11 protein-coding genes are annotated in these 13,531 nt (G+C 71.5%); 5 read left to right on the plus strand and 6 right to left on the minus strand.

Translation table 11 applies throughout. The features are described from left to right. The first annotated feature begins 22 nt into the window (after positions 1 to 22). Positions 23 to 949 carry a carbohydrate kinase gene (locus DEJ32_RS07585; protein ID WP_110900826.1) on the plus strand — a complete coding sequence of 309 codons (927 nt, stop codon included), beginning with the start codon at positions 23 to 25 and terminating at the stop codon, positions 947 to 949. 67 nt (positions 950 to 1,016) lie between these two features. Here DEJ32_RS07585 and DEJ32_RS07590 read toward each other — a convergent pair whose 3' ends face one another. From DEJ32_RS07590 to DEJ32_RS07600, 3 genes are all read right to left on the minus strand, one after another. Next, positions 1,017 to 2,255: a NosD domain-containing protein gene (locus tag DEJ32_RS07590; RefSeq protein ID WP_110889483.1), complete on the minus strand. Its 1,239-nt coding sequence runs from the start codon at positions 2,253 to 2,255 to the stop codon at positions 1,017 to 1,019. A 393-nt stretch (positions 2,256 to 2,648) separates the two neighbouring features. After that, entirely contained in the window at positions 2,649 to 3,059 is a 411-nt protein-coding gene (locus tag DEJ32_RS07595) for a YsnF/AvaK domain-containing protein (RefSeq protein ID WP_181420613.1), read from the minus strand. 143 nt (positions 3,060 to 3,202) lie between these two features. Continuing rightward, a complete protein-coding gene (locus DEJ32_RS07600; RefSeq protein ID WP_110900828.1) occupies positions 3,203 to 4,018 on the minus strand; it encodes a DUF2382 domain-containing protein in 816 nt (271 codons plus the stop codon). 206 nt (positions 4,019 to 4,224) lie between these two features. Between DEJ32_RS07600 and DEJ32_RS07605 the strand changes: the two genes are divergently transcribed. Beyond that, the gene (locus tag DEJ32_RS07605; protein ID WP_110825700.1) at positions 4,225 to 4,926 is read left to right on the plus strand and encodes a TetR/AcrR family transcriptional regulator C-terminal domain-containing protein; all 702 of its coding nucleotides are present in this window, start codon (positions 4,225 to 4,227) and stop codon (positions 4,924 to 4,926) included. A gap of 59 nt (positions 4,927 to 4,985) precedes the next feature. Further along, complete coding sequence (locus tag DEJ32_RS07610; protein ID WP_110889486.1) at positions 4,986 to 5,249, plus strand: zinc-ribbon domain-containing protein; 264 nt, start codon at positions 4,986 to 4,988, stop codon at positions 5,247 to 5,249. 249 nt (positions 5,250 to 5,498) lie between these two features. Here the strand turns inward: DEJ32_RS07610 and DEJ32_RS07615 are convergent, their stop codons facing one another. The 3 genes from DEJ32_RS07615 to DEJ32_RS07625 are packed head-to-tail and all read right to left on the minus strand — an operon-like array spanning position 5,499 to position 8,757. Next, the gene (locus DEJ32_RS07615) at positions 5,499 to 6,674 is read right to left on the minus strand and encodes a protein kinase (protein ID WP_110900829.1); all 1,176 of its coding nucleotides are present in this window, start codon (positions 6,672 to 6,674) and stop codon (positions 5,499 to 5,501) included. Next, positions 6,674 to 7,870: a PP2C family serine/threonine-protein phosphatase gene (locus DEJ32_RS07620; protein WP_110900830.1), complete on the minus strand. Its 1,197-nt coding sequence runs from the start codon at positions 7,868 to 7,870 to the stop codon at positions 6,674 to 6,676. Before DEJ32_RS07620 ends, DEJ32_RS07615 begins: the two co-directional genes overlap by 1 nt. Beyond that, on the minus strand, positions 7,867 to 8,757 hold the full coding sequence (locus DEJ32_RS07625; protein WP_220033000.1) for a vWA domain-containing protein: 891 nt from the start codon (positions 8,755 to 8,757) through the stop codon (positions 7,867 to 7,869). The genes DEJ32_RS07620 and DEJ32_RS07625 overlap by 4 nt, the downstream gene beginning before the upstream one ends. Before the next feature lie 205 nt (positions 8,758 to 8,962). Here DEJ32_RS07625 and DEJ32_RS07630 point away from each other — a divergent pair, with 205 nt between their 5' ends. Together DEJ32_RS07630 and DEJ32_RS07635 are read left to right on the plus strand one after the other, a co-directional pair. Next, the gene (locus tag DEJ32_RS07630) at positions 8,963 to 10,762 is read left to right on the plus strand and encodes a S8 family serine peptidase (RefSeq protein ID WP_110900831.1); all 1,800 of its coding nucleotides are present in this window, start codon (positions 8,963 to 8,965) and stop codon (positions 10,760 to 10,762) included. Continuing rightward, on the plus strand, positions 10,759 to 13,494 hold the full coding sequence (locus DEJ32_RS07635; protein WP_110900832.1) for a hypothetical protein: 2,736 nt from the start codon (positions 10,759 to 10,761) through the stop codon (positions 13,492 to 13,494). Before DEJ32_RS07630 ends, DEJ32_RS07635 begins: the two co-directional genes overlap by 4 nt. The last annotated feature ends 37 nt before the right edge of the window (positions 13,495 to 13,531 follow it).

The raw sequence follows: 13,531 nt of genomic DNA on the forward strand, positions 1-13,531 counted from the left end.
CACCGTTCGAGGAAGGATCGCCATGACCACCTCCTACCGCCCTGTGATCGTCTTCGGCGAAGCGCTCATCGACGCCGTCGCCGACGGGTCGGAGACCCGCCTCACACCAGGCGGGAGTCCCATGAACGTCGCAGTGGGGCTCGCCCGCCTCGGCGTGCCCGTGACCCTCGCCACGCAGTTCGGTGACGATGAACACGGGCGTCTGATCGCCGAGCACCTCGCTCACGACGGCCTGACGGTCGACCGCGCCGACGGGCCGACCTCAGTGGCGCGTGCGGAGCTCCAAGCCGACGGGTCTGCTCGGTACGACTTCGACATCGTCTGGGACCGGGAAGCGCCCGTGCTCCCGGCCGGGGCTGCGCCAGCTGTTGCGCACACCGGCTCGTTGGGGGCCTTCTTGCAACCCGGCGGCCGCGCCGCAGTGCAGCTGTTCCGTCAGCTTCCCGCGGCGACGGTGCGCAGCTTCGATCCGAACATCCGGCCGGCGCTCCTCGAGCAGGCCGATGCGCTGCAGCAGTTCGACCGCATCGTCAAGCGGACGCACGTGGTCAAGCTCAGCGATGAGGACGCCGACTGGCTCTACCCGAACGTGGACCCCGATGGCGTCCTCGACCGTCTCCTCGACGGCGGGGTGCGCCTCGCCGCCATCACCCGTGGTGCAGCCGGATCGATCGTCGCCGGCCGGGACACTCGTGTGCAGGTCATGGCGCCCGCGGTGACGGTTGCCGACACGATCGGAGCAGGGGACGCCTACATGTCCGGGCTGCTCTTCGCGTTGCTGCAGGGCAGCGGACTCCAACGGATACAGCAGTCCGCTGTCGACACGACGCTGCTGAACCGCGTGGGGGGCGTGGCGGCAGCATCGGCGGCGGTCGCGATGAGCCGTGCTGGCGCGAATCCTCCATCACCGGTCGAGCTCTTCGCAGCGACGACCGGCGACCATGACTGATCACGTCCGCACGGAGAGACAACGGGCCCGTCACGATGCGTGACGGGCCCGTTGTCTGCAAACGGTCCTACGGAGTGGGTCGGAACCCGTAGCTCGTGGAGGCGGCGGCGAACTGCGCCTCCGTTCCGCTGTCGAAGACGTGCGAGTTGGTCGTGCCCGCGTCGAGGACCACAGTGTGCAGCGTCAGGTTGCTGATCACGTGATTGGCGCCGATGAGGTTCTGATCGCCGCTCGCGACGCGGAACACCGCTGCGGTCGCGCCGGCGGGTGCGACCTGCTCTGGCGGGATGATCACGGTCACGTGGTTGCCGGTGATGGTGTTGCCGTCACCGTTCACCTGCACGACACCGAAGTCATCCGGTCGGCCGTTGCCGACTCCGATGAACGGCCCGTACGTCTCCACCTGCCGCTCGAACATGTTCGAGCCGATCAGGTTCTCCTTGCAGTTCCCCTCGAGCGTGATCATGCCCGGGTAGAACGAGTGCAGTCGGTTTGCGGAGATGGTGCACCTCGTCGAGTTCTTGAGGTGCACCGAGTCGATCCCGCGAGGGAAGATGTTGTTGCCGGTGACGAGGAGACCGTTGTGCTGCTCGGCGAACAGCGAGAACCCGATGGGTCCCGCTCCGAGGTGGTTGTCGGTGACCTTCGACGCCTGGCCGGACCCGGTGAGCTCGATGCAGTTGCCGCACTCAGCGATGAAGTTCCCGGAGACGTCCAGCGCGTCCGCGTCCTGCACGATCAGGCCGTGCTCGAGGTACACCATCCCCATCCCGCGCACCCGGGTTGCGTCGGTCGCGGACGCGAACCGGATCCCGACCTTCCCGTTGCGGTACGAGTTCTGGTTGCCGGTGAACGACACCCCGTCGAGGCAGAAGTTCTCGAACTCGATCGAGCTCAACCGCGGGTCTCCCGATCGCTGCACGAGGAACGCCTCGGACTTGCCGTCGGCGTTCTCCACCGTGATGTGGCTGCCCCCCGGGTTGATCTCGTGCCACGTGGACGTGCCGCCGGAGTTGTAACGGATGCTCAACGAAGTGAAGCCGTGTCCGGATCCGCGGATGCAGAGGTAGCTGATGTCGACGACGACCCGCGTCTTCAGCGAGTAAGTTCCCGGCGGGATGTAGATCACGGCGCCGGGCTTGTCCGCCTGGTTGGTTTGGCGGCGCTTGATGTCCCCGATGATGCTGTTGATGACGGCGCCGATGTCCCGCACCGGATCGAGAGCGCCGGTCGGGTTCCAGTCGGTAACGTCGTAGACGTTCGGCTCTGGCGGGATGGCCACCGGCTTCTTCTTGTCGGCGGGCATCAGAGCAGCCCCACCGGGACGCGACGACGGCGAGGCTCGAGCTTCCCGCGGTGCCCGGCAGAGGGGCTCTGTCCCGCGGTCGCCTGCAGAGCGGGCACGTTGTGTGCGGCCACGGCGAGAACCGCCATCCCCGTCAGCACCGTGCGCCGAGACATCACGAGGTGTTTCGTCATTGCTGCTACCCCTTCGTAGTGTGCCAAACCGATTTGGCACCTCGCGAACATGGTACTGCGACCTCAGCCGCAGGGAAAGGAGCGGACTGCAACTCGTTCTCGGAGGCGCGCATCCGGCAGGGACGTTGCATCGTCAGCCCATGCGAGGCACCGGCAACGAGACGAGCCTCCCGTCCGTCGCGATGACGGCCAGGAGGCCCGGTGCACTCGGGTGGGCTGCTCAGGCCATCGGCTCGCGCACCTCGTCGACGTCGACGACCTCGTGCCGGAGGGTCTCGTCGACGACCACGTCCTGCGTGACGGTGTGCGTGGTGAGTGTGACGCGCTCGACCGGCACGACGGTCTTGGTCACGACGAGCTGCTCCTCGTGCAGGACGACCACGATCGGTTCGCGGACGGTGTCGCCGGCGCCGGCCGGCAGGCGCGTCCCGCCGGTGATCGGCTCGCGGGTCAGACGGATCTCCTCACGGCTGACGTCGACCGTGACGGTGCGCTGCTCGGTGACGACGTACCGCTCGAGTCGGACGCGTTCCGTGGCGTGACGCTCGGTGGTGACGGCGATGCGCTCCTCGCTGCGGACCACCTCGACGTGGTCGTCGGCGTCGGACACGTGCTGCTGGTCTCGGTTCATGCTCTGCTCCGTTGGGCCGTGCGGTGCTCCGGTGAGGGAACGGGAGGGGCGGGTACGCCTGTCGGCCCCGCTCGTCATGATCGGGGCCGACAGGTGTGAGCGGGCTCAGTCCCGGCGACGGAGGGGGTCCTCGCCGGTGGTGCTCAGGAGCGGAGGTCGCGGTCGGTGGTCCCGGTGGCGCTGCGGACCTCGCTGTCGTCGAGCTCGATCTCCTCGTGGGCGACCTCCTCGTCGACGGTCTGCTGCTCGGTGACGGTCTCCGTGCCGAGGCGGAGGCGTTCGACGGGGACGGTCTCCTTGGCGGTCACGACGCGCTCCTCGGAGAGGACGACCTCGTGCTCCTCCTCGCTGAGCTCCGGGCCGGCGAGGGCGTCGGCGGCGTTCGCGTCGGTGATCGGCTCGCGGGAGAGGGTGACCTCCTCGTGGCTGACCGGGACGGTCTTGGTGACCTGCTCGGTGACGACGTGCTTGCGCAGACGGGCACGGCCGGTCCGGACCTGCTCGGTGCCGACGTGCAGACGCTCCTCGGAGCGTGTCATGGCGTCGTCGGTCGTGGGGCCGGAGGTGTCGTGGCCCTGGGTGCCGTGGGTGTTCACACCACGGTCGGCGTCCTGGTCGTACAGGGGCTGCTCGTCCGCCGCGGAGGTGTCGGTCATGCCGTAGTACGAGTAGAGCGCCTGCTCCTCCTCGTCGCTGAGGGCACCGGCGGCCTCGACGCGCGGTGCGTCCTTGACGAACGCCTTCTCGTACGCGACGCGGACGATGCCGGCGTCGAAGTTGGCGTCGGTCAGCGGGGCGAAGGTCTCGGACGAGCCGAAGAGCCCCGTGCGGATCGTCACCCAGGTCGGCGCCTGCGTGTCGTTGTCGACGTAGACCTGTCCGACCGTGCCGATCTTCGCCTCGCCGCTGCCGTAGACGTCGGCGCCGATGAGGTCGTTGATGCTGTTGCTGTCGATCATGGTGGTGCTCCTGTTCCCCGGCGTGGTCACCGGATCCGATGAGGAGTGCGTCCGAGATGGAGGTGCGGGATCACCTCGGCGGACTTACGGCGTAAGCCCGCGTCGGAGCTTACGACGTAAGCGCGCGTACGATCTCAGGTACGGCGGCGTCGCATCACGAGGACGCAGTCGGGGCCGGACGCCACCCACAGCGAGGGAGATCCGCCATGGCGGCACGCGACAGGACGACCGCACCCGGGCTGAGCCGGGACCTCATCGTCGCGACCGCGCTCGGGCAGATCGACCGGTCGGGCACGCAGGGGCTCTCGATGCGCTCCCTCGCGCAGGAGCTCGGCGTCGAGGCCATGTCCCTCTACCGGTACGTGCACGGGAAGGAGGACCTGCTCGAGGGCATCGTCGCCTCCCTGATGAGCGACCTCGTCTCCCACCTCGAGGAGGCCGAGGGCACGCACTGGCAGGCGTTCCTCCAGACGGTCGCGCATGCGGTCCGCCGGATCGCGACGGACCACCCCAAGGCGTTCCCCCTCGTCGCCACCCGCCACCCGGCCGCACCCTGGCTGCGTCCGCCGCTCCGGAGCATCGAGGTCGTCGACACGTTCCTCCGGGCCCTCACCGGGAACGGGTTCTCCGACGCGCAGGCCGTCAACGCCTACCGCGCGTTCAGCAGCTTCCTGCTCGGCCAGCTCCTCCTGCAGTCCGTGGTCAGGGGAGCCGAGGCAGGACCCGCGGAGGAGCCGCTCGACGAGGGCGGCGCCGCCGTCCCGGAGGGCGACGGGAACCTGTCCCTCGACATCGCCCCTGAGGTGCAGCGGCTGCGTGCCCTGCTCAGCGAGGACCGCAGCGACGAGGAGTTCGAGGTCTCGCTCGAAGCGCTCCTCGACCGCCTGGACCGCGAGCTCTCGCAGTAGGTCGGGAACCGCTCCCGCACCCGTCCGGGTGGACATGTGCCGGGTGGTTCACTCGAAGCATGTTCCTGCTCTTCGGCACCCGCGCGGTCGCGGCGCTCCTGTTCGTCGTGACCTTCGTGTGCGGGCACTGCGGGGTCGCGGCACCGCAGCAGATCGTCCGCGAGCGGCAGAAGGTGACGCTGTTCTTCATCCCGCTGTTCTCCCTGGGCACGTCCTACCTGATCGAGTGCAGCAACTGCGGCATGGTGACGGGGTTGTCCCGGCAGCAGGCGGAACACTCGATGCAGTGGGCCGACGCACACGGCATCGCCGTCAGCCCCTGACGCGCACGGGGTCAGCGGAAGGGGTCGCTGCCGAAGATCTCCTCTGGGCTCGGGAAGCGCGGGGCGCGGCGTGGCGGCGGTGCCACGGTCCGCGGTGGCGCGTACGACGGACGCGGCCGCGCCTCCGGCCGCCGCGGGGTCGCGTCCGCGGGCACGAAGCCGGGCGGCAGTTGCTCGCCACACGTGCTGCAGGTGCGGCCGCCGCGGTTGACGCCCTCGCACACCGGGCAGCGCCAGACGGCCGGCATCTCAGCCACGGTCGGGCCTCCGGTCGCGCGGTGTGCGACCGAGCAGTTTGCCCTTGAGCCCGCTCGACGGCGCAGGAGGCGGGGTCGCCTCGGACGGTTCGGCTGCGGGAGCGGTGGAACCGCTCGTCCCGACGGGAGGCGCGGCATGCGTCGGCGTCGCAGCCGGCCGGACGAGCTTCCCGCGGAGGCCCCCGGAGGCGGCCGGCGCTGCGGCTGGAGCCGGAGGGGCGGGCGCCGCGGCCGGCGCGCTCACCGACGGAGCCGGCGTCACCGTCGGCGCGACCGCCTCGCCGGATCCACGGAGGCCCATGAGTCCGGCGTGCACCTGTCCGATCGTGGGTCGTGCCGCCGGATCGGCCAGCAGCATCCGGTCGACGAGGTCGGCGAGTGCGGGGTCGAGCGAGGTGCGGTCGACCCGGAGGACGACGCCGCTCCGCGCAGCCACGGCCGGTTCGCCGTACGCACGGTCGTAGGCGGGCAACTGCCCCGTCAGGAACTCGCTGAAGATGAGTCCGAGCGCGAAGATGTCCGCAGCGGTCCCGAGGTCGGCGGCCGCGACCCCGTCCTCCTGGATGTAGCCGAGGAGCTCCGGCGAGTAGTAGTTGATCGTGCCGACGATCTCCGCCGGGGGCGGCGGGTCACCCGCGACGTAGGCGTTGTCGAAGTCGATGAGCTTGCTCGTGTACCCGAGGTCCGTGCGCTTCACCAGCACGTTGTCCGGCTTGAGGTCGCCGTGCACGATGTGCAGGTCGTGCAGGATCTTCAGGCTGTGCGCGGCCGACTTCAGCAGCACGAGTCGCTGGCGGAACGGCAGGGCGGCGATCCCGGCGACGCCGAGGTCCTCGGACTCCACACGCTCGGTCGTCTTGTAGTACTTCGCACCGGCGCGGAAGAAGTCGAGCGTGACGATGAGGTTGCCGCCGTACGTGGACAGCGGAGCGAGCGCCGCCTGCATCGCGGTGTGCCGTGCCTCGAAGGCCGCGCACCGCTCACGCTTCCGTGCCTTGACCCGGTCGCTGCCCGGGGAGCTGTCCTCCGGGTAGGTCGGGCTCAGGAACTCCTTGACGAAGTACTCCCGCCCGCCCTTCGTCGCGAAGGTCCAGCGGCTGAGCCCGGCTCCCACGACGCTGAAGTCGGCGAGCAGCGTGTACCCGTTCAGCACGTCTCCGGCCTGCATCAGGAGGCCTCCCCTTCGCGCGTCGGGGCACCCTCGGGTGCCGGTGTCTCATCGGTGTCCGGCACTTCGTCGGTGGTCGCTGCCGCGACGACGTGCCCGGTGGCGATCCGCTTCGCGGGCTTCCAGATCTGGCGCGAGGGCGTCTCGTCGACAGGGTCGACCGACGCGTCCTGGTCGTCCTGCAGCATCCGCTCGTACCCGGTGCGGTAGCGCTGCCACTGGTCGGCCTGAGCGGCGACGTAGCGCGCCTGCAGGTCGGTGAGGTCCCGCTGCGCGCGCTGGATCTCGTCGGCCATCGCGTCGAGGGGTGCGACCACCAGGTCGGCCATCTCGGCCCGTCGTGGCGCCAGTGCGGCCCGGAAGTCGGCGAGGTCGGCACCGACGACGATCGTGGCCATCGACGCATCGTCCCCGGTCACGGCGCTGATCGATCGCTGGACGGCGAGTGACCAGTCCTCGTCGGTCTCGGCCTCGGCCAGTCCGTCGAGCACCAGCTGCTCGAAGTGCATCGGGGACGGGACGTACCCGAAGCACCCGTCGGTGGCACAGACGAGGGCGAACGGCGCCTCGAGCGTCACCCGGCGGTGGTTCACCTGGAACTCGGTGTCCGCGGAGATCGCGTTGCTGATGACCGAGTCGCGCTGCAGGTTCGTCATGGCGTCGCTCGGGTCGCGCAGGTCGTCGACGCTCAGTTGATGCAGCCCGGAGGCGTCGAGCGCGTAGACACGGGAGTCCCCGGCCCAGAGCACCTCGCAGACCCAACGGGACCCCTCCGGCTCGCTCCGCTGGAGTGCGCCGAGCGCCATCGTCGTGGGGAGCGCCCGCAGCAGCCGGGACCGCAGTCGGCTCACCGGGGCGTTGAGCCCGGTCAGCGCGTCCTGCAGCACGGTCTCGATCGCGTCGTGCAGCTCGACGGCCGTGGCCGGCAGCGGCAGCGGCCGGTCGGGAGTGAGCGTACGGAGGAGGTGCTCCTCCACCACGTCGCGGACGAGCCGGGAGGCCAGGTAGGCGCCGGAGCGCGCGCCGTCCGGCGTGTCGTAGACGGTGCCGCCCGCGCCTCCCATGCCGTCGAAGACCGCTGCGAGCCCGAGGTCGGGACCTTCGCGGAGGATCGGGTCGGAGTCCTCGCCGTGGTCCGGCACCTTGGCCAGGTTGAACCCGAAGGACGCGGTCGGGCCCGCAGCGGTCTCGCTCACACCGAGTTCCCGATGGAGTCGATGATCGTGCCGTAGTCGACGTCGGACAGGCCACCACCGGCGGTCGAGGGGTTGTGCACGACGTTCTCCCACTCGGCGGAGATGTCGCTCCAGCCGGGACCGTCCGGGGCGAACAGGATGAGGCGCTTCGTGCTGGACCCCATGACGCCCTGCTCGTCCTCCCACGCGTCGGTGAGCGCGCTGAAGTCGGCGGGAATGCGGGAGCGGAGGTCCGCGGGGACGACCGTGGGGTCGAGCGGGTGCGCGGGCTGGTCGCTCCACACCACGATCACCTGACGGCGGCGGTCACCGTTCCGAGTCCACGGCGACGCGATGGCCAGGGCCACGGCTTCGAGGCCGGACTCGGGTGCGTCGCCACCGCCCTCGGCGACGAGGCCGCCGACGAAGTCGGAGAAGCGGGCGCGGTCGTCGGGGAGGCCGTAGAAGGGCGACTCCTCGATGGCGGCAGCGCCGTCGGCGACGAGGTCACGGAACGCGATGACGCGCACGCGGAGCTCGGTGACGTTCTTGCCCTTCGCAGTGAGGTTGGTCTGCACGTCGTCGTAGAACCCGAGCGCGTTCGCCTTCACGGCGTCGAGGATCGGGTCCATGCTCCCGGTCACGTCGATGCAGAAGACGATGTCGACGGCGTAGTTCACGCCACGCGACGCGAGGCTCGTCTGCGGCGGCACGACCGGGGCGACCGGCACGGCAGCGGCAGGGGTCGCAGCCGGAGCGGCCGTCACCGGAGCGGGAGCCTCTGCGGGCACGGCTTCGGCGGCCGGTGCATCGGTCGCAGGGGACTCGGGCGTGGCCTCGACGGGCGGGACGGACGCGGCGTTCGGGTCGACGGGCTCACTCGGAGCGGCCGGGGTGGTGTCGGACATGACACTCCTTCGATCGGGGACGGCGGTGTGCCGACGGCGGGGTCGCCTGGCTCGGAACCTACGCGGTGGCGGATGCCGGGACGTCGAGGGAAGGCTGTGCTCCGTCGTCGAGTCCGAGTAGACGATGATGATTCTCATGTGCATGTAAGGTTCCCGGAGCAGCGCGCCGCGCTGCGCTCCCGTCTCCCACCTGACCAGGACCCCCATGCAGACCCGTCTCGTCATCGGTGCGCTCGCGCTCGCCGTGCTCGTCCCCGGCGCGCTCCTCGCGCGCCCCGCACCACCAGCCGCGGACACGCGGACCCTCTCCGACTCCGTCCCGATCTGGGTCGCCCACGCCGAGCGTGGTGCCCCGGTGACCACCGACACCCTGCACTTCTCCGTCCTCCTCGATCCCGCGCGCACCGACGCCGCGCCGGACGTGGCCGCGTGGCTGCGCGGGGCGGGCCTCCAGGTCGACGACCTGCGCGAGTCGGTCGCGGTCCTGCCGGTCTCCGGTCCGGCCGACCGCGTCGGCGACGCGTTCGGGACGTCCTTCGCCTCCTGGACCACCGCCGGTGCGACCGCGGTCGCACCGGACCGTGCCCTCTCGGTGCCGCGTGCGCTCGACGCCGTCGTCGGCGTGGCCGGTGTCGTCGACGCCGACGGGATGCGACCGACCGTCGCCGGTCCGACCGACGATCCGACTCCCGGTCCGGGCGAGACGGACGCCCGGCCTCCGGTCCTGGCGGACGACGGCCAGTGCGCCGCCTACTGGGGTGAGCGGGTGACCGATGCGTGGCCCGCCTCGGTGGACGTCACCCACCGCTCGAACGCCCTGTGCGGGTACCAGCCGCAGCAGCTCCGCGAGATCCACCACGTCCCGGCGGAGTACACCGGCGAGGGTGCACGGATCGCGATCGTCGCCGCGTACGACGACCCGGACGTGGAAGCGAACACGAACACGTACTTCCGCGCGGCCGGCGCCCAGCCGTTCCGCAGCGGGCAGTACCAGCACCACGCACCGGCCTCGCCCGACGTGGACCGGTGCGGCGGCCCGCAGAGCTGGACCGAGGAGCAGCACCTGGACGTGCAGGCGGTCCACGCGATGGCGCCCGATGCCTCCGTCGCCTACTGGGGTGCCGACGACTGCAGCACCACAGCGCTCTTCACACGGATCCTCGACGTCGTCGAGGACGACCAGGCCGACGTCATCAGCCTGTCCTTCGGGTCGACCGAGGACCTCGACAGTGCTGACGACCGCGAGCTCCTGAACCGGGTGCTCGTCGAGGCGGCGTCGCGGGGCATCTCCGTCTTCGCGTCCTCGGGCAACGACGGCGACCACAGCGACTTCGGCGACCACGACGAAGGTGCTGACGTGACGTCCCCGGCCTCGAGCCCGTACATCACCGCCGTCGGCGCGACGAGCACCGGTCTGGCCGCCGACGGGTCCGTCGCGGTCGAGGCCGGGTGGGAGACCGAGACCCGGTTCGCCGGCAACGGTGCCCTGATCCCGCCCGGCTTCGCGTACGGCGCCGGCGGTGGGGAGTCCGACGTGTACGACCGTCCGACGTGGCAGCGTCAGCTGCTCGACGAGCCGGGGACGGGGCGCCTCGTCCCGGACGTCGCCTCGATCGGCGACCCGAACACCGGGTTCGTCGTCCACGGCCCGCACAACGGCCGCGTCGAGTACGCCACACATGGCGGGACGAGCCTCGCGACGCCGATGGTCGCCTCGATGGTCGCGCTCGCGAAGGCCGCGACCGGAGTCGAGGTCGGGCTCGCCACCCCGGCGCTGTACGACCTGCTCGGCACCGACGCGATCCGTGACGTCACGCCCGCGTCGGCGGCCACCTGGTCACCGAAGGGCCCCGACGCCGGAGCCCTCTGGCCGGAGACCGTCTTCGTCTGGGACACGAAGCCGCAGAGCCTGCAGTCCGCCCCCGGCTGGGACGACGTGACCGGCGTCGGTGTGCCCGACGGACGCGCCTTCATCGAGGGCTTCGGCAAGGAGGACGACCGATGACCGCACGCACCAGCACCCGCAGCAGGACCAGCACGAGGGCCGCCGTCGCGCTCGCCGCGACGATGCTCCTCGGACTCGGGATCGCCACCCCGGCGCTCGCCGCCCCGGCGCTCGCCGCCGACGGGGCACCGCTCGCGAAGGCGTCCGGTGTCGAGGTCGTCGACATCGACGGCGGCACGCTCACCCGTCCGACGCCCGCCGTCGAGTGGCGTTCCGGCGAAGCCGTGGAGGCCCGTGCCGACGGGACGACGGACGTCCTGAAGCTCAACACGACCCAGACGACCGGGCTGCGGACGACGGCAGGACCGGACGGCGCCGTGTCGACGATCGAGTCGGGGACGTTCACGCTCCGTGACCGCCCGGCGGTGACCTTCCGGGACCTCCGGGTCGCCTGCACCCCGGGTGCCGATCCGGTCGTCACCCTCGGCAGCCTGTCGATCGGTGGCACCGACGTCACCGCGGAGGCGACCGCCCGACCCGGGTGGAGCACCGACCTGCCGGACTCCCGGTACGGCCCGACGCGGGTCCTGGTGGGGACGACCACGACCAGCGCGGACGGGACGGCGACGACCGTCGGTCTGCGGATCGACGGCGACTCGGGTGCCTCCGAGATCTCGCGCGTCCGGGCCGGCTCCGTGTCCTGCGCACCGGCGACCAGCTGGCCGACGCCGACGCCGACACCTGCCCCGTCACCGGAACCGGCGCCTGCTCCGACACCCGCCCCGTCACCGGAACCGAGCGCTCCGCCGACCGCTGACCCGGACGACGCGACACGCGCCCGGTCCGTCTCCGGGGTCAGCGTCACCGCCGTGGACGGCACCGTCCTCGTCGACGGCCAGCCGGCACTGACCGGGACCGGTACCCGCACCGCGGAGCGGGTCGCAGCGGCCGACGGATCCCCGTCCACAGGCCGCGGTGTCACCGTCACGACGACGGCCGAGGGCACCTCGGACATCGGCATCGACTCGTTCGAGCAGATCCCCGACGCCGCGACCGACCCCGTCGCCGCGTACCGCTGGCCGGCGCTGCGCGTGTACGGCCTGCACGCACACGTCACGCCCGAGGGCACGATGACGGTCGGGTTCGACGACGAGTCGAGCGCGGTCTTCGTCAACGGCGTCTGGATCAACACCGCCACCGACCTGTACACCGGGGTCGACGCCGAGGGGGAGGAGCGGGTGCGGATGCGCTTCGGGGAGCGCGTCGTCAACCCCGACGGCAGCACGACCCTCACCGCCCTGCACTACACGGACCTCACCGGCACCCACCCGGAGGTCGCACTCGGGATCGTCACCCTCCCGCCACCCGCCGCGAGTCCCGCTCCCGAGGCGCGGGTCACCGAGGCGTGGGGCGTCGGTGTCACGGCCGCGGACGGCAGCACCCTGGTCAGCCCGCAGCCGCGGGTGACCGCAGCCGGCGACCGACGGTCAGCCGAGCGGATCGGAGCCCTGGACGGCTACCCCGCCCGTGCCACGGACGTGACGGCGACGATCGGCGCGACGGGCGACACCGCCACCCTCTCGGTCGGACACTACGAACAGGTCCCGGGCGAGGGCGACGACCCCGTCGCCGAGTACCGGTGGCCCGCCCTCAAGGTGAACGGGCTGCACGCCGAGGTCACGGCGGGCGGCACGATGGACGTCACGTTCGACGACGAGGCGAACGCCGTGTTCGTCAACGGCGTCTGGATCAACACCGCCACCGATCTGTACACCGGCCTCGACGGGGACGGGGACGAGCGGGTCCGCGTGCACGTCGGGGAGCGGGTCGAGAACGCCGACGGCACCGTCACGCTCACCGCCCTGCACTACGAGGACCTGACCGGCACGTACCCGGAGGTCCGACTCGGCCAGGTCACCATCGCCTCGACCGCGGGCGGTGACCCCGGCGACGGCGACGGCGACGGCGACGGGGCGCCCGCACCGGCTCCCGGCACCGACGACCCGGCACCCGGACGTTGGTACGCCTACGGGCTCCGGAGCACGGGAGCCAGTGACGTCGGCGCGCAACCCCTCGCGGCACCGGCTGCCTCCGGTGGTCCGGTCACGGCCCGCGCGGACGTGGTCGGCGACGGTGGTGCCGGGCAGCTCCGGGTGACCGGGGCCTCCGTCCGGTCCGCACAGGACCGCGGTGCGGTGCGACTCGATCGGGTCGTGCTCTTCCCCGGCACCCGCCTTGCGGGTGAACTGCGCGACGTGCAGGTCACGGTCACCGGGACGGCCACCACGGTGACCACCGGCGGCGGTCGGATCGCCGGCACGACGATCCCGGCCGGTCCGGTCGCAGCGGACACCCGGATCGCGGTGCCGGGAGGCGCGGGCACGCTCGTCCTCAACGAGCAGCGCACCACGGGTGCCGACCGGTCCGTCACGGCCGTCCACTTCACGGACCGTTCCGGACTCGGTGCCGACGTCTCGGCAGCCGTCGTCACCACCGAGCGGGTCGATCCGCCGGTCGGCGGCGGGGCTCCGGGAGGCGGGGACGCCGGTCAGGACGACGGCGCGCCCGGGCAGGGCGGCGGCAACGAGGCAGCGCCCGGCGCGCTCTCGCCCGACGGGTCCAGCCCGGCCGGTACCAGCGGAACCAGCGGGACCAGCGGGACCGGCGGGACCGGCGGGCAGGCCCTGGCCTTCACGGGTGCGTCCGTCCGGTCGGCGCTGATCGCAGCGGCGCTCCTGCTGACGGCGGGAGTGGCCACGATCGCGCTCCGCCGCCGTCGTCACTCCTCGTGACCAGCAGCAGCCCGACCGCGTCCCCGCGACTCCTGGG

This window comes from Curtobacterium sp. MCPF17_046, from assembly GCF_003224295.1.
Taxonomy (GTDB): Bacteria; Actinomycetota; Actinomycetes; order Actinomycetales; family Microbacteriaceae; genus Curtobacterium.